Annotated in this window: 12 protein-coding genes; 4 read left to right on the top strand and 8 right to left on the bottom strand. The window is 70.6% G+C overall.

Annotation, left to right across the window (positions count from 1 at the left end; translation table 11 throughout):
• The first annotated feature begins 747 nt into the window (after positions 1–747).
• A complete protein-coding gene (locus ACI2L1_RS39505; protein WP_404744282.1) occupies positions 748–3183 on the top strand; it encodes a helicase-associated domain-containing protein in 2436 nt (811 codons plus the stop codon).
• Positions 3184–3244: 61 nt separating this feature from the next.
• Complete coding sequence (locus ACI2L1_RS39500) at positions 3245–4666, top strand: ATP-binding protein (RefSeq protein WP_404744281.1); 1422 nt, start codon at positions 3245–3247, stop codon at positions 4664–4666.
• Positions 4667–4885: 219 nt separating this feature from the next.
• On the opposite strand, the gene ACI2L1_RS39495 is transcribed toward ACI2L1_RS39500, so the two are convergent.
• From ACI2L1_RS39495 to ACI2L1_RS39480, 4 genes are read right to left on the bottom strand one after another with little or no spacing between them, the layout of a single operon-like run.
• On the bottom strand, positions 4886–7339 hold the full coding sequence (locus ACI2L1_RS39495; protein WP_404744280.1) for a SpoIIE family protein phosphatase: 2454 nt from the start codon (positions 7337–7339) through the stop codon (positions 4886–4888).
• 8 nt (positions 7340–7347) lie between these two features.
• Entirely contained in the window at positions 7348–8058 is a 711-nt protein-coding gene (locus ACI2L1_RS39490) for an HD domain-containing protein (RefSeq protein WP_404744279.1), read from the bottom strand.
• A 26-nt stretch (positions 8059–8084) separates the two neighbouring features.
• On the bottom strand, positions 8085–9917 hold the full coding sequence (locus ACI2L1_RS39485) for a PEP-utilizing enzyme (protein ID WP_404744278.1): 1833 nt from the start codon (positions 9915–9917) through the stop codon (positions 8085–8087).
• 43 nt (positions 9918–9960) lie between these two features.
• Entirely contained in the window at positions 9961–11043 is a 1083-nt protein-coding gene (locus ACI2L1_RS39480) for a PEP/pyruvate-binding domain-containing protein (RefSeq protein WP_404744277.1), read from the bottom strand.
• Between the two features lie 652 nt (positions 11044–11695).
• Between ACI2L1_RS39480 and ACI2L1_RS39475 the strand changes: the two genes are divergently transcribed.
• Positions 11696–12049 (top strand): hypothetical protein, encoded by a 354-nt coding sequence (locus ACI2L1_RS39475; RefSeq protein WP_404744276.1) that lies wholly within the window; start codon positions 11696–11698, stop codon positions 12047–12049.
• A gap of 253 nt (positions 12050–12302) precedes the next feature.
• Here the strand turns inward: ACI2L1_RS39475 and ACI2L1_RS39470 are convergent, their stop codons facing one another.
• Positions 12303–13823, bottom strand: a complete 1521-nt coding sequence (locus tag ACI2L1_RS39470; RefSeq protein ID WP_404744275.1) for a glycosyl hydrolase family 28 protein — start codon at positions 13821–13823, stop codon at positions 12303–12305.
• Between the two features lie 218 nt (positions 13824–14041).
• Here ACI2L1_RS39470 and ACI2L1_RS39465 point away from each other — a divergent pair, with 218 nt between their 5' ends.
• Entirely contained in the window at positions 14042–15310 is a 1269-nt protein-coding gene (locus ACI2L1_RS39465; RefSeq protein WP_404744274.1) for an ROK family transcriptional regulator, read from the top strand.
• 148 nt (positions 15311–15458) lie between these two features.
• Here ACI2L1_RS39465 and ACI2L1_RS39460 read toward each other — a convergent pair whose 3' ends face one another.
• The 3 genes from ACI2L1_RS39460 to ACI2L1_RS39450 all read right to left on the bottom strand — a co-directional run bounded on the left by ACI2L1_RS39460 (position 15459) and on the right by ACI2L1_RS39450 (position 20018).
• Positions 15459–17768, bottom strand: a complete 2310-nt coding sequence (locus ACI2L1_RS39460; RefSeq protein ID WP_404744273.1) for a beta-L-arabinofuranosidase domain-containing protein — start codon at positions 17766–17768, stop codon at positions 15459–15461.
• A 70-nt stretch (positions 17769–17838) separates the two neighbouring features.
• Positions 17839–18918, bottom strand: a complete 1080-nt coding sequence (locus ACI2L1_RS39455; protein ID WP_404744272.1) for a lactonase family protein — start codon at positions 18916–18918, stop codon at positions 17839–17841.
• 101 nt (positions 18919–19019) lie between these two features.
• On the bottom strand, positions 19020–20018 hold the full coding sequence (locus ACI2L1_RS39450) for a sugar kinase (protein ID WP_404744290.1): 999 nt from the start codon (positions 20016–20018) through the stop codon (positions 19020–19022).

The following is a 20018-nucleotide window of genomic DNA, read 5'->3' as shown; positions in this document are numbered from 1 at the left end:
ACATCTCGCTGAAGCCAGTTGGATGCTGCTGGGCGATGCGCGGGGTGCGAGGTATCGACCGTGCGAGCGCTGTGGATCTCCCTCCGTGTAGAGCCCAACTGGCCACGGCCACGCCCTCGTACTGCCGTCAGCCGACCGTCTCAGTTTCCGTCTCATTCAGCGCCGTTCATGGCCGTTCAGACAGGACCGCAGCCGACAGCCACTCCCAGGACCAGCCGCCCATGAACCCAGGTGAACGCCCCTGCACGCAGCCCCGCAACCCACCAACACAGTTGGAAAGCGTGTTGGGGGCAACCCCTCACGAGTTCGAATCTCGTATCCTCCGCTCCCGCCTGAACAGGCGAAACGAAGAGCCGAGCCGCGAACGTGGCTCGGCTCTTCGGCGTGGATTGGTTGCAGTTTTGGTTGCGTCCACAGCAGATATTCAGGACATTCCGGTGAACAGTCAGGCGCACGCGCCCGCATGGGTGGCTTCATGTCGAACCCAGTCGCTTACGTCCGCGTCCATCGCCTTCTGGGGTTCGGCGAGGTAGGCCAGGGGCGCGCGGGGAGCCGGGCACGGGATCCGGTCAGGCGTCTCGCGCCGGGTCGCGTCCGCAGTTGACGCGCACCACGAGCCGCCAACGCTCGCTGGAGGAACCTGGCCCCGTGCGGCACCCACTGATCACGGGAATACGCCATTCTTGAACCCGGCGTCGATACTCCGGCCCGCTGCGATACTCCCTGGCGCAACGAGGTGCACACCACGTGAAGTCTCGATCCACGCTGGCGACATGGCTGGGCAGCCTCGACGGCTCTCGTCTGGCACGCGTGCTCGGAGTGCGAAAGGACGCCATGTCCCCTCCGGAGCCGCGCTCGGTGGGGGAACTGGCGGACCGTCTACAGCGCCCGGGATCGGTGGCACTGGTCCTGCCGCGGCTCGCGCTGCCGCATCTCCAGGTGGCCGAGGCGCTGGCGGCGTTGGGTGCGCCCGCGTCACGCGAAGCCCTGGCGGCGCTGCTGGGCGTGGTGGACGACGAAACCACCCGCGAACTGGACGCCGTGCTGGAAGTGCTGGCCGATCATGCTCTGGTCTGGCCGGACGGCGCGGAGAAGCTCCGCATTGCCGGACCTCTGCGGCAGGCGTGGGACGCGCCCTTGGGACTGGACGCTCCGCTGGAGCAGCTGCTCGCGGGCGCGACCTCCGACGAGCTGCGCGGCATGCTGGCGGCCCTGGGCGTCAAGCCGCCGAGCACCAAGCCGCAGCGACTGGCCGCACTGGTGGAACACCACAGCAAAGCGGAACAAGTTGTCTCGGTGGTTGCGCGAGCCCCTGCGGCGGCCCGGAAGCTACTCGAACGCCACGCGGAGGGTGAGCCAGGGCAGCCGCAGTTCATCGTGTTCGGCACTCCCGGTTCCGGCCTCGAACCGGGCGAGCGATGGGCGCTGGACCGGGGGCTCCTGATCAAGGACCGTCACGGCTACGGTCCGGCCCGTATGCCGGCCGAGGTGGCGCTCGCGCTGCGCGGGCCGGGCTGGCACGCTCCGTTCGAGCCCCTCCCGCCTTCCGCACGATTGGCGTCTGTCACCCCGGCAGAGGTGGACCGCGAGGCGTCAGCCGCGGCCACGGTGTTCGCTTCGCACGCCGCTTCGGTCCTGTCGGCATGCTCTGAGGCCGCGCCGGCCCGGCTGAAGTCCGGCGGGATCGGTGCGCGTGAACTGGCCCGGATCGGCAAGGCCGCCCAGGCCGATGACGCCGTCGTGCGCCTTGCTCTCGAGACCGCTTACGCTGCCGGGCTCCTGGGGCGGGACGGCGATCGCGTGGCGCCCACCGAGGCGTATGACGCCTGGGCGCAGCAGGAACCCCCGGAGCAGTTCGCCGTACTGCTTCAGGCATGGCGGAACTTGCCGCTCACCCCGGCGCAGTCGCGTGACGAGGACAACAAGGCGCTTCCCGCTCTTGCGGGAGCACCGCCCTGCAATGGCTGCGTGGAGGCTCGCCACGGGTTGTTGGCCGCAGCCGCACAGCTTCCGGCAGGGCGGGGCACGAGGGTCACGTCGGATCTTGGGCCCCTGATCGCCTGGCACCGCCCGTTCGCCCACTCGTCGCCCCCGGACGGAACACCGTTCGCCATCGTGATCCGTGAGGCCGAAATCCTCGGCGTACTCGCCCGCGGTGCCCTGTCCGCCTTCGGCATCCACGTTCGGGCCGGCGACACGGAGGGGCTGGGAATCGAGTGCCGGCGGCTGCTGCCCTCGGCCACCTCGACGGCACGGATCGGTGCCGACCTCACCGCCGTCGTCACCGGCACACCGTCCGCGCGGCTGGCCTCGCTCCTGGACTCCGTCGCCGACCGGGAGACAAGCGGTACGGCATCGGTGTGGCGGTTCAGCGCCGACGGCATCCGCCGGGCACTGGATGCCGGCCGCGTCCCCGACGCCATCGCCGCCGACCTGGCCGCTGTCGCCGCCGGGCCCCTGCCGCAGCCGCTGTCGTACCTGATCACCGACACCGCACGTGGCCACGGGCGCGTACGCGTCGCCCCCGCCGCCTGCGTCCTCCACAGCGACGAGGCCGCGCTCTTGGCGGAACTCGCTGCCCACCGCAAGCTCGCCAAGCTTGGGCTACGGCAGCTGGCGCCGACGGTGCTGGTCAGCCGCAGCTCGCTCGACACGACTGTCGCCGCGCTCCGGGCCGAGGGATACGCTCCCGTCGCCGAGACTGCCGAGGGCACGGTACGGATCGAGAAGACCCGGCCTCAGCGGGCCGCCGCTCCTGTGCCGGCTCCGCGCGGCACGGGCACAGGGGGCAGTGGCCGGATCGCCGCCACAGTCGTGGCGAAGGCGGCCTCCGCGGTAGACCCGGGCATCTTGGCGGCCCAGCTGCTGAAGGCCCCGCCGACGCCTCCCGAACCCGCGCCGTTCGACGGAGGAGCGGCCTTCGCCACGGACACCGAGGAGATCGTCGCAGGGTGGGCGAAGCACCTGCCGTACAGCGACGTCCGTCAGCTCGCCCATGCCATTGATACCGGTGAACCCATCACCGTCGAGTACGTCGCTGCCTCGGGGAACAGGACGGTGCGCACCCTCAGCCGCCTCAAGCTCGACCCGCCCTACCTCGAAGCCTGGTGCCACCTGCGAGACGACGAGCGCGTTTTCACCCTCTCCCGCATCCACAGCGTCATGAGCCTCATGCCCGAGTGAGGCAGATGGTACCGATGGGGATAGTATCCCTGCCGATACCATCCCCATCGGGAGGTCGGAAATGCGTCGCTTCATCGGGCGGGACCGTGAGCTGCGCGTGCTCGGCAACGCTTTGCAGGCGGTTCAGGATGCCGTCGGGTCGGCGCAGCCTGGGCAGTGCATCCTCATGCGGGGGAGACGGCGGGTGGGCAAGTCCAGCCTCGTCGAGGAGTTCCTCCGGCGGACCGAGACGCCGAACCTCTTTTACACCGCGGCGGGCGGCACGGCGGAGGACGAATTGTCGGAGCTGTTCGACACCGTTGCCAGGTCCACTCTGCCGGAGCGGAGACTGTTCGCGGAGGAGACCCCCGATCAGTGGAACGCAGCATTCAGGCTCCTTGCGGAGATCCTGCCCGACGACACCCCCAGCGTCGTCGTCATCGACGAGGTTCCGTATCTCATGGACCGCATCGACGCCTTCGAGGGCATGCTTCAGCGGGCATGGGACCGGCTTCTCAGCCGCAAGCCCGTGCTCCTCCTCCTGGTCGGATCCGATCTGTCGATGATGGAGGCACTGAACAGCTACGACCGGCCCTTTCACCAACGAGGCCGGGAAATGATCGTGGGCCCGCTGAACCCGGCCGACATCGGCGAGATGCTCGGCCTGTCACCGGCTGCCGCGTTCGACGCTGCTCTGATCACTGGGGGGCTCCCCCTGATCTGCGCCGAGTGGCGGGTCGGAGCGGACGTCTGGGAGTTCCTCCGCGATTCACTGGACAACCCGATCTCGGCACTGCTGGTCTCGGCCGAGCGCTCACTGGCCGCTGAGTTTCCGCCGCAGGCGATGAGCAGGGAGGTCCTGCGAGCCATCGGATCCGGGGAGCGGACCTTCACCAACATCGCGCGCGCGGCCGGCGGCATCGCCCACACCACTCTCACCCGAGCCACTGACGTCCTGGCCGAGAAACGGGTCGTGGCCGCCGAACTGCCACTCTCACTGCGGCCGTCGAAGGAACGCCGCTATCGCGTGGCCGACCCCTACCTGCGGTTCTGGCTCGCGTTTCTGGATCCGCACATGGCGGAGATCGAGCGGATGCGGGGAGATCTCACACTGAGCCGGATCAAGGAGCAGTGGACGAGCTGGCGTGGTCGCGCGATCGACCCCCTGGTCCGGGAATCCCTCGCCCGCCTGCTGCCGGACGGGCTCCTGCCCGCCGCCCCGGCGATCGGCGGGTACTGGACCCGCAGCAACGCCGTCGAAATCGATTTGGTGGGCGCCGACCGACAACCGGTGGCCAAACAGTTGCTCTTCCTCGGCTCGGTCAAGTGGCTGGAGAACTCCGCGTTCGACGGCCACGACCTGGCCGCACTGCAGAAGCACCGAGCAGCGATCACCGACGAGCCGGTACCGCTCGTGGCGGTCTCCCGCAGCGGGATCGGTTGTTCCGGCCTTCAGGCGGTGTACGGTCCCGAGGAACTGCTCAGCGGTTGGCGCAGAATGTGAGCAGGAACTGAGCCCTGGTTGCAGTTCTGGTTGCATTCGCTGTCGTTCAGTACCGTCCACCGCCTGCCCTCAGCCACATTCCGTCGCAGGTCAGGACGACCCTGCCCCCTCCCGAGCCTCCGGACGAACATTAACTGGGCGACCGGCAGCAGCCCCGTACAGCCCCATAGGGATGCCTCCCGCCGCGCGCCGGCGGAGGCTTGTGTGCCGAAGTCCGGCTCACGCCGCCTCCACCGGCTCCCACCCGTCGGAGCGGACCGGCCCGGACTCTGCCGGAAGGGCCTGCTCACACCAGATCGTCTTGCCTGTCGAGGTCTGCCGCGATCCCCACCGCTGCGTCAACTGGGCGACCAGCAGCAGCCCCCGGCCGCCCTCGTCGAACGAGCGCGCCCGCCGCATGTGTGGCGCGGCGCTGTTCGCGTCCGAGACCTCGCAGGTCAGCACCTGGTCGTAGATCAGCCGCAGTTGGATCGGGGAACCGCCGTACCGGATCGCGTTCGTCACCAGTTCGCTGACCACCAACTCGGTCACGAACGCGGCCTCCTCCAGCCCCCAGGACTCCAGCCTGCGCAGGCTCTCCGCCCGTACCCCCGCCACCGCCGCAGGGTCCGCCGCCACGTCCCACACCGCGACCCGCCGGGTGTCCAGCGCCCGGGTCCGCACCAGCAACAGCGCGGCGTCGTCCGCGGGGCCGTTCGGGAGCAGCGTCCGCACCACCTGGTCGCACAGGTGCTCCAGCGAGTCGGCCGGCGCGGTCAGTGCCCTTCGCAGCGCCTCCACGCCCACGTCCAGATCGTGTTGCCGGGACTCGACCAGACCGTCGGTGAACAGCGCCAGCAGACTGCCCGGCTCCAGCGTCGTCTCGACCGACTCGAACGGCACACCGCCCAGGCCGAGCGGCGGGCCGGCCGGCACCTCCAGGAACCCGGCCGACCCGTCCGGTGCCACCAGAGCGGGCACCGGATGACCGGCCCGGGCCAGCGAACAGCGCCCCGACACCGGGTCGTACACCGCGTACAGACAGGTCGCGCCGATGTCCGACGCCGGATCGCCGCCCAGGTCGCCCCCCGACTCCGCGGACAACTGGATCACCAGGTCGTCCAGCCGCGTCAGCAACTCGTCCGGAGTCGGATCGACGTCCGCGAGCGTGCGTACGGCGGTCCGCAACCGCCCCATCGCCGCCGCCGCGTGAATCCCGTGTCCCACGACGTCCCCGACCACAAGGGCCACGCGCTCACCCGACAGGTGGATCACATCGAACCAGTCGCCCCCCACCCCCAGGTTCGGTGACGCGGGCAGATAACGCGAGGCCACCTGCACCGCCGACTGGGGCGGCAACCGCTGGGGAAGGAGACTGCGCTGAAGCGCCAGCGCCGCGGTGCGCTCCCGGGTGAACCTTCGTGCGTTGTCCAGACACACCGCCGCCCGAGCCACCAGGTCCTCGGCAAGAGACAGGTCCTCGGGTTCGAAGAAGTCCGGAGTCTCCCGATTGCGGACGAACATGACGACGCCCAGCATCGTCCCCCTCGCCCTGACCGGCACCAGCATCCACGAGTGCGTCTCGAACCGGGCGATCTTCGCCTGCCGGGCCGGGCTCTCGGCCGCCCATGCGCGGATCACCGGGTCCGTCGTCCGGTACACCGCCGGGCGTCCGCTGGCCAGGCACAGTGCCGCGGGGGAGTTGGCGAGGTACACGTCGGAGTCGTCGGCGGCGTCCTGTACCTCCGTGACGCCCTGGAACAGGGTCAGCTCGGCGATCCGGCGCATCCGGACGGCGCCGGCTATCGGCCCAGGGATGGGCTCGTCGCCCCGCAGCAGAAGCTCGAGGAGGTCGACGCGGGCGAAGTTGCAGAACCGGGGCACCACCACCTCGGTCAACTCCCGACCGGTCTGAGGCAGGTCCAAGGTGCTGCCGATGCGGACGCTCGCGTCGTTCAGCAGCGCCAGGCGCTCTCGGTCCCGGCTGGCCTGGGTCACGTCCGTCACGGTGGTGCAGACGCCGAGTGTCTGGCCCCGGCTGTCCCGCAACGGTGTCGCGGAGACGCTCAGCACCCGGTGGGCGGACTCAGCCAGGACACGGCCCTTGACCTCACCGACCTGCTCCTCACCCGTCAACAGGGCGAGCCGCATCCGCTCCTCCCACTCCACGGCGTCCGGGCCGGTCAGGACGTCGGTCAGGCGGCGCCCGCGCCGCTGCTCGTCCGGGATGCCGCTGAGCCGGCGCATCCGTTCGCTCTGCCACACGCAGCGCAGGTCGGTGTCGTAGACCGTGAGTGCCATCGGCGCGGATTCCAGGGCCCAGGAGGACAGCGCCTCCCGCTCCCGGAGTGGGGACGGGACGGGAGGCGGGCCGATCAACAGGACCGAACCCGGCCCGGTTTCGTCTCCGCAGCCGACCACGGAGTGGTGGGACACCGGCAGGGTCAGCAGTCTGTCGGCTCCGTCCCGGACCGGAATCACCGAGTGCCGTTCGCCGGGCCCGTCGGTGTCTTCGTGGTCCAGGTCCTCCAGCCCGAGCAGCTTTGCGACCGGCTGTCTCAGTGCCTCCGCGGCCGTGTGGCCCAGCAGGCGTTCCGCACCCGCGTTCCACCCGATGACCAGACCCCGCCGGTCGGTCACGACCAGCGCGATGGGGGGCGACCAGTCCATGGCACCCAGCGTGCTGTACGCCATGTCCATAATCAACCTGAATTGTCGCCATGTGTGCGGGGAGCCCGACTGCTGATCGCCAGCCGCTGCGGACTGTGCTCGAGTCCGCCGAGGGCGGCCAGCGCACGGCCGATCCCGCGTGCCGGCTCGGTGAACAAACGGTTGTAGGTGATCGACAGGACCAGCCGCAGAGCCTGCTCGGCGTCGAGGCAGAACCAGGAGCCGATGGTCCGCAGCCCGTGCGGGGTGAGCCGCCACAGCTTGTCGGCGTCCTTGACCACCGCGTCGTCGGCGTTCAGGGCGTACGGCCGGGTGTCGTGACCGTCGACGATCGCCACGACCCGCGCGGCGTGGGCCTGCGGGTATCCGACCTCGGCCAGGATGCGTGCCGCGATGAGGGCGCCCTCGGTCTCGTGTCTGCGGACCGTCTCCAGATGGCGGGAGCCGGGGGCGATCGCGGGAAGGATGTGTGCCGGGTCGACGGCCTTCCAGCCGGTGTCATGGAGCAGGATCGCCGGGAGCACGACTTCGGCACGGGCCGGCGGCACCGCGTCCAGCAACGCGGCGGCGAGGCCGTAGGCGTAGAGCGAGTGCGTGTCGTTGTCACGCACATCCAGATAGGGCAGGGCGCGGTCCCAGATCTCCTGATGGACCCCGGTCAGGCGCACCAGTGCGGGGACGGCGTCCGCCGGGGGGATCTGCGACGCGTCGAGCGGAAGTACATCGAACGGTTCGGGAGGCATAGCGGTCTCCTGGAGGTGCGAGCAGCTCAGTCGAGGAGTGTGACCGTGCCGGCCGTGCCGTCCACCCGGACCCGCTGCCCGGTCCTGATGCGAGTGGACGCCGTCCCGGTTCCCGTGACCGCGGGCAGGGAGTACTCGCGGCAGACGATGGCGGCGTGCGACATCACCCCGCCGATGTCGGTCACCGTGGCCCGTATCCGGCCGAACACCGGGGCCCAGCTGGGCGCCGTGACCGGCGCGACGAGGATCTCCCCGTCCTGTACGAGGTCCAGCTCGGCGGGGCTGTGCACGATTCGGGCCGGGCCGACCGCGAGTCCTGGTGAGGCGGCCATGCCGGTCAGGTCGCCGGCGGCAGGGCCGACCAGCCAGGAGCGGACCCGTTCGCTGGTGATGCCCCAGAGCATGATGCTGAACGGTTCCGTGACGGTTTCCGGAGGCCGGTTCAGCGCCGGTTCCGGGCGCTGTGCCGCCAGGACCTGCACGATTCGCCGTCGCCGTTCCACCACGGGCGGCCAGTAGTCGGGGCCCACCGGTGCGCAGCCCTCCGCCCAGGCTGCCGCGAAGTCGAACAGGGCGCCACGGACCTCGTCGCGCGTGAGGTAGAGCATGTCGGTCTCACCCGGCCAGAAGCCCGCCCGGTGCAGCAGTGCGGACAGCTGCCGGATCTTGCGCCAGAAGACACCCATGGTCCAGTGCTCGATATAGAAGTTGTGGTTCTCCACGTACGGGTAGACATGGCGGGCGAGCCGCAGTTTGGCCTCGAAGTCGGCGCGCTGGCCGGGGGCGAGCAGCGCGGCGTACTCGTCGGTGATCCGGTCGCGTTCGGAGACGAGCTCGGCCACGCGCCGGTCCACGTTCTCGCCGCGGCGCAGCCGTCGGACGTAGTCGCGGACGTACCCCAGGGGCAGCGAGGGATCGTCCCGCCAGTACCGGTCGTCGCTGTAGAAGCCGTTGCCCGAGGTGAAGTTGAACCACGGGTCGCGGGCCGTCTCCCAGGCGGCCAGCCACTCATGGCCCCGGGGCGCCCGGGCGACGGCGGCGAGGGTGTCGGGCCCGGGTCCGGTGGTGGTCAGCGGCTGCTCCAGTCCCAGTGCGACGCCCAGCTTGGCCAGCTGCTTCAGCTCGTCGTCCGGGCGGAACAGCTCCATGTCGACGCCCTGGGTCATGCTCGCGATGCCCTGGTCGGGGATGCCGGGAAACCACTGCCTGCAGGCAGTGAAGAGGTCCAGGTAGGCCGCGTAGCCGAGGTTGAGGAACTCGAAGTGGTACTGCCAGGCACGGTGGCACAGCGCCAGAAGCCGGTCGTATCCGCCGAGCAGGGCATCGGTCGCGTCCAGTCCGACGCCGCGCTCGATCTCCTCGTACGGCTGCGCGGGGGGCAGCTCGGTGAACTGGATCGCCTCCAGCTCCTGGATCGTGGTGCGGACCTTGCGCTTCCAGTTGTCCAGCAGCGCGTCCCAGTGCTCGAAGTAATACCCCGCGCGTCTGAGGAACTCCGGGACGCGCGCCGCGGCCTCCTCCGGTGGTACGGCGACCGGGCTGAGATAGACATACCCCAGGTGGACACGGCTCTCGATGCCGGAGGCCGGCGGCACGAGGAAGTGCCGGGTGTTGTACTGGCCCAGGCACTTGGCCGCCAGTTCGGGGCCGATCGTCTCGAACGGTTTCAGCACCGCGGGCCAGTGCTGGCTGTCGCAGAACCAGAACTTCGCCTCGTCCGCCACACGCCTCTTGGGCTGGAAGAGCACGTGGTACGGGTACAGGCTCTGCCAGTCCTCGGCCCCGGCGGGCGGCTGCTGCTCGTAAGGGCTGGGGAAGGTCTCGCGCGGTCCGGCTGTCGTGCGTGGCTGGGTCGCCATGGTGAGGTCCCTTCATCGGGTCCGTCGTGACCGGGCCCGAGGTTCAGGTCGGATAGGTCCCGAGGCCGAGCATCGTGTCGGCGATGCTGGAGACGCCCGCCCCGGGCACCACCGTGGCGGTTGTGCGCGGTCTGCGGCTCCAGACCGTCTCGGGACGCGCCTGGAGAAGAAACACCCGGGGGCTGTCGTCCGGGAGCGGAGCGGAGGCACGGCCGATGGCCCACTCGATGTCCTGCGGGCAGCCGTAGTGGCGCTCGACCGCCTTGGCCAGCCGGGCGATCGCGGTGACCTCGGCGGGTGCCAGACAGGCCACCTCCTGGCGGGCGTCCTCGACCGCGCGCCGGACGAGGACGTCTCCGTCCGGCGCCGCGACGAGCTCGTGCCGCTTTCGCGACACCGTCGTCCGTACGGGGAGGAGCAGCACCTTGTCCACGACGTAGCTGTCGGGGGTCATCTCCCCGGACACCACCGGCTGTCCGAGCCCCAGCGCGGCATCGATGACGATCTTCGACCGGTCGCCGTCGGACGGATTCACGGTCAGGGCCACACCCGCCGCGCGGGCGTCGACCATCCTCTGCACGCCGACCGCCATGCCCAGTCCCCGCTCGGGCACACCGTTGGCGGCGCGGTAGGCGAGGGCACGGGCCGTCCACAGGCTCGCCCAGCAGCGGCGTACGGCGTCGAGGACGGCGTCGGCCCCCCGGACCCACAGGTATGTGTCGTACTGCCCGGCGAAGCTCAGGGTCGGCAGGTCCTCCGTCACAGCGCTGGACCGTACGGCCACCGGGATGTCTCCGCCGTCCCCGAGGCCCCGGTAGGCGGCGGTCACGGCCGCGGTGACCGGAGACGGCACGGGCCGCTCGGTCACCAGTCGGCGGACCGCGGCGGCGCGTGCCTCGGTGCCGCCGGCGTCGCTGACATCGAGGCCGGCGAGGGCGGCGTCGATCTCCGCGCGCAGGCCACCGCTGTCGAGCAGCACGTCGAAGGCGTCCGTGGTCAACGCGAACCCGAGCGGCACCGGGAGCCCGGAGCCGGTCATCGTGAGCAGACCGGCGCACTTGCTCCCGACCCGAGCCGTGGCCGGATCGGCGCCGGAGCCGAATGTGACGGTGTACGGGCAGGCCATGGGACGTCCCTCCGCTATGACGCGGCTCACAACACATCCCCACCATCGAGCGTAAGGGGTCCTCGCCAGGCGGGGGACTTCCTGGCCCGGCAGGCGTCGCACACCGGGGGCGAGGGCGGGCGGGGTCGATCACCGACGAGTCCGTACTGATCGTGACGGTCCGGACGAGTCCGTACCGCTCGTGACGGTCTCGCGCATCGGGACCGGTTGTTCCAGGGTCCAAACGGCGTACGACCCCGAAGGTCGCTTCGGAGCTGGGGCCGCTCGTGGCCTGGCACCGTCCACTCGCCGGCGACGCCTCGCCCGAGGACACGGCACCGTTCGGCAGCGTGATCCGCGAAGCCGAACTGCTGGGCGTGCCGGCACGGGGTGCGCTGTCCCCGCTCGGTGCCCACCTGGCGGCCCAGGCCGACGAAGAGCTCGACATCACGGCCCGGCGGCTGCTGCCCCGACAGTCCTGGTCAGCGGCAGCCCACCCTCGACGGCTCTCGCCGCGCTCCGTGCTGCGGGCTACGCCCCGGTCGTCGAGACAGCCGGGGGGACGGTACGCATCGAACAGCGCCTGCCGCAGAGGGTCGCCGCTGCCGTCCCGCCCCCGCGAAGCAACGTCGGGCGGCGCGGCCCGGGGATCGCCGCAACCCGGGTCTCGGCCATGCCCACCGACGCCGGGCCGGACATCCTGGCCGAGCGGTTGCTCAAGGCTCCGCCGACGGCACCGGAACCCGATCCGTTCGGCAGCGGGGTGCCTTTCGCGACGGACACCGAGGAGATCGTCGCCGGATACGCGAAGCGCCTCTGTCGTACGGCGACGTCCGCCAGGTCGCCCATGCCCATCGACACAGGTGCGGCCATCACGGTGGAGTACGTCGCCACCTCGGGCAGCCGGACCGTGCGCACCCTCAGCGACCTGGAACTCGACCCGCCCTACCTCGACGCCTGGTGCCACCCGCGCGCAGCGGAACGCGTCTTCACTCTCTCCCGCATCCATGGCGTGATGCCCGCGTAGGACTCGGCGGCCAAGGCCGGGTGCCCGGGTGCGCCACCCCGCGGCCCTCCCTGTCGTTCGGAGGCTCGATGCCGCTGCGGGCGAGGCGGTGGCGGATGCCGCGTCGGCGGAGCCATCAATGCGGTACGAGCATCCGCCCCCTCCCGGAAGCCTGATCCCTCGTCGCCTGCGCCGCAGGTCATGGTGGCGCGCCTTGGTCGTGCGGTCGGCCCCGGCGTCCCCTCGGGAGGACGTCGGGGCCGACCGACGGTGGTTACAGGGCGGCAGCCTCCGCGGTGGTGAGGAAGCGGAGGTTCTTCACGTACTCGTTGACGAACATGGGCACGCCGTCGGAGGCCAGGAACCACCCCGGCTTGCCCGTGCTGTCGGCGATGACCCTGCCGTTGACGCGGAGGTTCTCGAAGGTGACGTCCTTGACGAGGCGGTCCTCGCCGAGGCCCACGACCAGGGAGAGGTCGGCGTTCTTGCCGTTGTAGCTGAGGTCCTTGATGTAGACGTTCTCGATGCCGCGGCCGGCCGAGGTGTTGTACTTCGGGTTGTACTCGACCCGCATGTGGATGAGCTGGCCCCAGCGGAAGTCCTCCACCCGGATGTTGTCGAACCTGACGTCCCGGACGAGGTTGCTGTCGCCGACCATGAAGGCGATGGCGCCCTGGTAGGTCACCTGCGGCTCACGGTGGTCGAGGATGTCGATGTTCTCGAAGGTCAGGTTCTCCAGCATCTCCGGGTTGTCGGTGTTGCCGTGCACGCCGATGTTGATCGGGTGGGCGACGTCGGCCCAGAGGGAGCAGTTCTTGACCTTGATGTTGCGGGTGTCGCCGTAGAAGTCCCCGCGGTGGGTGTAGAGGGCGACGCAGTCGTCGGACGTACGCAGGAAACAGCCGTCGATCGTGACGTTCGTGGAGCAGTAGAGCTGGATGCCGTCACCCCAGCCCTGGTGGCTGAAGGCACGCAGGTTCTTGATCGTGAGGTTCTTGCACTCGGCGACCCGGCTGTTCTCGTACCGGGGGTTGAGGATCGTGACTCCGTCGATCCGGATGTTCTCGCTCTTGTGGATGAAAAGCGCGCCGACGGGAGAGTCATAGAGCACGCCGCGGCCGATCAGCCCGGAGTTCTCCACGTTCTCGAAGATCACCTGGGAGGTGAGGACGGCGCCGGCGGCCAGGTAGACGGTGGTGCCGCTGGGCACGTTCAGGATCCGGTCGGGGTGGGTGTGCAGACCGGGCCCGAAGTACATGACGTTGTTGTCGCCCTCGGACGGCGCGTTCTTCTCGAGCGGGTTCGCGAGCAGGTGCAGACAGTCGAAGATCTTGTCGTCGACCTGGACGACGACGTTGCGCGGCCGGTCCAGGGTGAAGCGCGCGGTGCTGCCGAGCACCTCGGGCTTGATGCCGTACGAGTCCGGGCGGACGCGGAACTTCTCGGCGCTGCCCGGGTTGTAGGTGACCTCCACCTCCACGGTGCCGGAGAAGTCGAAGGCGGCCCAGGAGGAGTTCTGGGCCGCGTTGCGGCCGGTGACGGGGTCGATGAGTGCCAGCTTGGCCAGGTAGACGTCGAGTCTCTGCCAGCTGCCGCCGAGGGAGCGGACCTTGACGCTGAAGGAGTTGTTGACGGGCACCCGCGGAAGGGTCGGGTGGATGACCACTCTGTCGCCGGTGCTGTCGGCCTCCGCCGCGGCGGCCTGAGTGGTTCCCGCGATGCCGCTGGCCAGACCGGCCATCGCGAGGACGCCGGCGGCCTGGAGGGTGGACCGGCGGGACAGGGGTTCGCTCATGGGGACTCCTTGACGGAACGCGGGGACGGGGTCCGCCTGTGGCCGGAGGGAAGAGCCCTGCCCTGTGGACGCGCCGCGCTGCCGACCGGCAGCGTGCAGGCAGAGCCTTCACCTTTCGTGCAGATGCGGCGGATAGGTGCGCTGAGCTTGCAGTCGCACGGAGATGTGCGTCAAGAGTGTTGACACACTTTCGAAACAACTCGGTATCCTCACGCTTCATGAGCCAAAAGCCCGGAGGGTCTCTACGCAGCCTGCGCCGCACCAACGAGGAGCAGCTGCTCGCCCTCCTGCTGACCCACAGCCCCCTGCACCGTGCCGCTCTCGCGCGCCGGGCGGGCATCTCCCGGACCACGGTCTCGACGATCGTCAACGACCTGATGGCCCGCGGCCTGGTCGTCCAGTCCGACGAGGAGCCCGGCGAAGCCCACGACGGGCGGGCCGGGGACCTCCTCGCGGTCGACCCTCGTGCGGCCGCCGTGTTCGGCATGAACCACACCTTCGACGGCGTCTGGGTCCATCTCAACGATCTCTCCGCGCAGGAGATCGCGAGCCGGGGCGTCGCGTTGAACCCCGCGTGCGGTCCCGCCGAACGCATCACCGCCGGCGTCGGCATACTGCGCGATCTCCTGGACGAACACTCTTTGCAGCTCGGCCGGATCATCGGGGCGGGCATCGGCGTGCCGGGTCCGATCGACCACACCACCGGGGTGGTCGGCGTGTCCCTGCCCGGGCAGCCCTGGTCGCACATCCACGTGGCCCAGGAGTTCGAGCGGGCACTCGGTCTACCCGTCGCGGTGGAGAACAACACTCGTCTGGAGGCCCTCGCCGAGACACGCTGGGGGGCCGGGCGCGGCGTACGGAACCTCCTGTACGTCGGGCTGTCCAGCGGCATCGCCGCCGGTCTGATCCTGGACGGGCAGCTCCACCGCGGTGCGATCGGAGCTGCGGGTGAACTGGGACATGTGTCGGTGAACCTCGACGGACCGGTATGCCGGTGCGGCAACCGCGGATGCCTGGTCCTGCACGCCGGCATTCCGGCCGTGCTCACCGCGCTGCGGCCCGCCTTCGGAGAGGGCACCGGACTGGACGAGATACTCCGGCGCACCGCGGCCGGCGACCGGGCCGGGGAGGGCGTCTTCTCCGACGTCGGCGCCGTGGTCGGCCGGGTGCTTGCCAACCTGTGCAACCTGCTCAACCCCGAACTCATCGTGGTGGGCGGCGAGTTGGCCCTGGCCGGGGATGTGCTGCTGGAGCCCATGAGGGCGGCGATCCGCCGTTACGCGCTGTCACTGGTCCGCGACGTGGACGTGGTCCCGGCCGAACTGGGGCTCGGGGCCCGGGTGGGCGCGCTCGGCGCCGCCGCGCTCGTGCTCGGCGAAGCCCCGGACCTGGCTGTCGCGCTCAACCGTATGACCGTGGGGAGGACCACGCCGCCCGGCGTGGCACGCCCGGCCGCCGAGCAGGTCGACAGCGGGGAGGCATCGTGACGCGGACGCGCTTCCCGTGGACGCCTGTCCAAGGGAAGGTGGGGCCACATGCGCCGGCCGACGCTGGTCAGGGTGTGACCGATCCGTTCGGCAAAACTCCGTCGTCACCAGCTTCGCAAGCGAGTTGGGCTGGTGGTCAGGCATCCTGTCAGCGCACCAGCCGGACTTCGCGCAGCCGGACGGTGCTTGTCGGGCCGGCGGGCTCGAACCTAACCTCCACGGGCCCGGCAGGACGGTCCGCCCCGAGTGCGATCACCTGAGAAACCTCCCCGTCCCCGGACTCCGGTGAGGGCGTGAGCGTGCCGAGCACCTGTCCGCCGACCAGCACGCGGGTCGGTCCGGCGTCCTCGCCCGGGAGATGGGTCACTTGCAGGCCGGTGGCGGTGCCGTCCTGGTCCGTGAGGCGGTAGGACCACCATCCGGTGGCCGCCCGCCACCTCAGCCCGTCGGTGAGACCCGACGATGTGTTCCACCCCTCGAACCCGTGGTCGCTCTCGGGCTGTTGCTCACCAGCGGCGACCGCGTCGACGGTCCGGTCGCGCAGCGCGAGTGTCGCCTCGTCGGCCGCGCGCAGTTCCGCCCGCCGCTCCTGGAGCCGGCCCGGTTCCGCCACCGGGAAGTAAAGGACGTAGCGGGATTCGTGGATGCCCGCGAACGGGACGAGAACGACGGACTCACCCGCTCGCGTGTCCACGTCATCCAGGGCGAACTCCAGCCGGTCCGGGGTGAGTCGGCGCACGCCGGCCGCGAGATCGGCGGTGGACCGGGCGAGCACGACGGGCAGGTGCTCCAGGGGACGCAGCGGGCCGTCGGCGACATGGCCCATCCTGGAGTCGTCGGCGAAGAGTCCGACCAGGTCGCCGCGATCGCCCTCGGCCGCGAGGACGGTGGGCCCGAAGCGGAACGACACCCACGGTGAGCCGTCGGGGAGCAGCTCGGCGCTGACACCGGGGCGAAGACGCACGGTGATCTCGTCCCCTTCCTGCCAGCGCTGTTCGAGCCGTACGTAGGCCAGGGGTTGCCCGCCTTCTCCGCGCGTGATGAGCCGTACCGGCCCGCCCTCGTCCAGGGGTGCGCCGTTGACACGGACCTGCGGCACCCCCTCGTGCCAGCCTGGGACACGGACGTGGATCGCCACCGGGGTGTCGGGGGCGCCCCGCACCAGGAGTCTCACCTCGTCGTCGTACGGGGCCGTCCCGGTCTGCTCCAGCACCAGGTTCCGTTCGGGCCAGCTGAGCCGGGAGGCGACGAAGAGGTTGACGAACAGGTCGCCGCCCTCGGTCGTGTACAGGAGCTCGCCGTACTTCGCGTGGTTCTCAAGGCCGGTGCCGACGCAGCACCAGAAGCAGTTCTGGGGCGTCGACAGCACCCGGTAGTGGCCCGGTCGCACGGGCGTGAAATAGACCAGACCGCCCTTCGGATGCAAGGACGAGAGGATGTGGTTGACCGTCGCGCGCTCGTAGTGGTCGAGAACCTCGGCGTCCGGCCGTTCGAGGAACAGCTCGCGGCTCAGTTTGAGCATGTTGTAGGTGTTGCAGGTCTCGGGGCCCTCAGGAGACTGGAGCGCGGGGCTGAAGTCGTCGCGGGGGTGCAGGTGTTCGCGCACCGAGTTGCCGCCGAAGGAGAACGTCCGGTGCCGGGTCATGGTCTCCCAGAAGAACCGGGCGGCGTCCCGAAGATCCCGATCGTCGGCGACTTCACCGAGCCGCTGGTAACCGACGGCCTTGGCGATCTGGGTGTTGGCGTGCATCCCGTCGAGGACGTCACGGTGCTCGCGCAGCGGGCCGAGCAGGGACTGGTCGAGGAATCGCCGTGCCAGGGCGGCGTACCGGTCGGTGCCGGTGACGGCGGCGAGGTCTGCCAGCGCCTCGCACATTCCACCGAACTCCGTGCGGAGCATGGCTTCGTGGGTGTCGTCGTCCATCCGCGCCGCTGCCTGGTCCCACCAGTCGGCCAGCCGTCGGACGGCGGCCAGGGCGAGGTCCGAGCCGGTGTACCGGTGGGCATCCAGCAGGCCGGCGAAGAGCTTGTGCAGGTTGTACCACGGCACCCAGGCGCCACCGAGCTCGAACGAGTCCCGCTCCACCTGCCCCGCGGCCACCCGCTGCCACAGCCGCACGCCGTCCGGGATGCCCCCGACGTAGCCGGTGCCCAGGGCGTCCTGGCATTCGACGATGCCCTGGACCAGACGCTCGACCATGGCCCTGGGCCGGGGATCGTCCGTGGCCGCGCTCATGAGCGCGGCACCCGACAGCGCGTGCCCGACGGTGTGGCCGTCGAGACCGGAGCTCTCCCAGTTGCCGTAGGACTCGGCGACGGGCGGTAGCCCGGCCTCGCGCCGCAGCGGTGCGAGGAGCCGGTCGGCGTCGAGAGACAGCAGGTAGTCCAGGGCGGTGGCCTGCGCGTCCAGGAACGGCCCGGGAAGGAGGCGTACCGCTGTGCGGGGCAGTGCTTGCATGACTGTTCGTTCCTCTCGTCTGTTTCGTCCGGATGCGGGGACCGCCGGGACCGCCCCGGTGACCGCTCTGTCAGAGGGCGAGGGCGCAGACGACCGAGGGAACGCGTGCTGCCAGGCCGGGGCCGCCGAGCGCTCCGTCGGGCAGGACGCGTAGTGCGGTGAGGGTGCCGCTGTTCTGGTTGGCCACGAGCAGGTGGTCGGCGGCCGGTGTGAGGCCACGGGGCCAGGAACCGCCGCTGGGCACCTCCCCGATCGGCTGGAGCGTCGTGCCGCTCGCCCGGAAGGCCGCCACGGTGTCGGCACCGCGGTTGGTGACCCACACATAGCGCCCGCAGGGCGAGGCGACGATCCCGCCGGGCTGGTTCGCGATGTCCCGGGCCGTCGTGGCGGGAACGCGGGAGACCTCCGTCAAGGTGCCGGTGGAGGGGTCGTACCGGTGGCAGGTGAGTGTCGAGGAGAGTTCGTCCGCGCTCCAGACCCGTGTGCCGTCGGGTGCGAACGCCAGGTGGCGGGGACCGGATCCCGGCCGCAGCCGGTTGACCGCGATCTGCCGCAGAAGGCCCGTCCGGGTGTCGAGGCGGTGGACGAAGACGGCGTCCGCTCCGAGGTCGGTGGCCAGGACGAAGCGGCCGTCCGGGGAGAGCACCACCTGGTGGGCGTGGCTCCCGTCCTGCCGCCCGCGGACGGGGCCCGTCCCGTCGTGGACGGCGACGTCGGTCAGTTCGTCCACCCGCCCGTCCGGGCCCAGCCGGTGCACCGCCACGCTGCCCGGTGCGGTGTCGCTGCCGTAGTTGGCCGTCAGCAGCCAGCGCCCGTCGGGGTGGACGGTGAGATGGCAGGGGTTGGCGCCACCGGTGCCGACCGGATCCCCGAGCGGGGTCAGCGTCTCGTCGCTCCGCCGCAGCACAACAGCGCAAACGGCCCCGGGGTCGGTCTCGTTGGTGCTGTAGACGACGGGCAACGACGGATGCGCCGCCAGGTACGAGGCACCGGTGACGGGCACGGGCGGCAGGCGCGGATCGGGCCTCAGGGTGCCGGTCTCCGGAACGAGTCGGACGGCGGCGAGCCCGGCGCCCTCACCACCGGAGTCCGGCGTGTAGGAGCCCGTGAGGACGAGGAGACCGTCGGCGGAGGTGACGGGTGTCGGCATGGGGGGTGTCCTTGAGGGGGTTGGGCATGGTGGGAGGTGGCACATGAGGCTGTTGAGGGGGTGGTTTCCGAGGAGCCCTGGAAGGGCGTGAACGCGTGTGTTCAGCGAACGTTGTCATCGTGATGGTCCAGCAGCGCCAGCTCGGCCCGCCGGGGCAGGCCCTCCCAGTCACCGGTCGTACCGACCGCGAAGGCACCGAGGAGGGCAGCCGTTCTCAGCCGCCGCTCGGGCGGTTCGCCGGCGAGCAGCTCGGCCAGGTAGCCGGCGGCGAACGCGTCTCCGGCGCCCACCGTGTCGTGGACGCGCACGGGTACGGCGGGCTGCCGGTACTCCTCGCCGTCGAGAAGGGCCAGGGCCCCCGCTTCACCCAGTTTGATCACCGCGCCGCCGGGCCCGAGGGCGCAGATGCTCTTGGCGAGTTGGCCCGGATCGTCTCGTCCGGGGCCTTCGGGGACCATCAGCCGGGCTTCGTAGGCTCCCGCGAACACGAGGTCGGCCTCGCGGACCAGGGGCAGCAGGGTGGTCCTGGCCGTGTCCTCGTCCCACAGCAGCGAGCGGAAGTTGACGTCCAGTGAGATGCGTACCCCCGCGCCGGAGGCGATCTCCACCGCCCTGCGGACGGCCTGGGCGGGTGCGTCTCCCAGGGCCGGGGTGATCCCGGTGATGTGCAGGACCGCCGCCCCGGCCACGAGGTCCTCGGGGATGTCCTGCGGGCACAGCCGGGAGCCCGCGGTCTGGTTGCGGTAGTAGCGCGTGCGTACGTGTGTGGAGGTGCGCTGCTGCTTCAGCAGGAGGGAGGTGGGGGCCAGGTCGCGGGCGGCGACGGTGGTGACTCCTTCCGCGCGCAGCTCGCGGAGGATGAGTTCGCCGAGTTCGTCGTCGCTGACGCGGCCGATCCAGGCCGCGGATCCGCCGAGCCGGCTGACCCCGATGGCGACGTTCGCCTCGGCTCCGGCGATCCCGAGGCGCAGGGTCGCGCCCCGGGTGAGCGAGCCGGGCTCCGGCGCGGCCAGAACCGCAAGGACATCGCCGACCGTCACGAGATACGGGGGTGTCGGGCCGTCGGTCACGAAGTACGGAGGCGTCGGGCCGTCGGTCAT

Origin of the sequence: Streptomyces sp. NPDC019531 (genome assembly GCF_044903305.1) — a bacterium.
In the GTDB taxonomy this organism is placed as follows: Bacteria; Actinomycetota; Actinomycetes; order Streptomycetales; family Streptomycetaceae; genus Streptomyces.
The sequence above is the reverse complement of the archived record's forward strand: the minus strand, read 5'-3'. Positions and strand labels throughout refer to the sequence as shown.

Excerpts from the sequence above, each read along its gene's own strand:
- ACI2L1_RS39490 (WP_404744279.1), bottom strand. The coding sequence starts at position 8,058 with ATGCCTCCCGAACCGTTCGATGTACTTCCGCTCGACGCGTCGCAGATC.
- ACI2L1_RS39480 (WP_404744277.1), bottom strand. The coding sequence starts at position 11,043 with ATGGCCTGCCCGTACACCGTCACATTCGGCTCCGGCGCCGATCCGGCC.
- ACI2L1_RS39495 (WP_404744280.1), bottom strand. The coding sequence starts at position 7,339 with ATGGCGTACAGCACGCTGGGTGCCATGGACTGGTCGCCCCCCATCGCG.
- ACI2L1_RS39500 (WP_404744281.1), top strand. The coding sequence starts at position 3,245 with ATGCGTCGCTTCATCGGGCGGGACCGTGAGCTGCGCGTGCTCGGCAAC.
- ACI2L1_RS39450 (WP_404744290.1), bottom strand. The coding sequence starts at position 20,018 with ATGACCGACGGCCCGACGCCTCCGTACTTCGTGACCGACGGCCCGACA.
- ACI2L1_RS39455 (WP_404744272.1), bottom strand. The coding sequence starts at position 18,918 with ATGCCGACACCCGTCACCTCCGCCGACGGTCTCCTCGTCCTCACGGGC.
- ACI2L1_RS39470 (WP_404744275.1), bottom strand. The coding sequence starts at position 13,823 with ATGAGCGAACCCCTGTCCCGCCGGTCCACCCTCCAGGCCGCCGGCGTC.
- ACI2L1_RS39485 (WP_404744278.1), bottom strand. The coding sequence starts at position 9,917 with ATGGCGACCCAGCCACGCACGACAGCCGGACCGCGCGAGACCTTCCCC.
- ACI2L1_RS39460 (WP_404744273.1), bottom strand. The coding sequence starts at position 17,768 with ATGCAAGCACTGCCCCGCACAGCGGTACGCCTCCTTCCCGGGCCGTTC.
- ACI2L1_RS39475 (WP_404744276.1), top strand. The coding sequence starts at position 11,696 with ATGCCCACCGACGCCGGGCCGGACATCCTGGCCGAGCGGTTGCTCAAG.
- ACI2L1_RS39465 (WP_404744274.1), top strand. The coding sequence starts at position 14,042 with ATGAGCCAAAAGCCCGGAGGGTCTCTACGCAGCCTGCGCCGCACCAAC.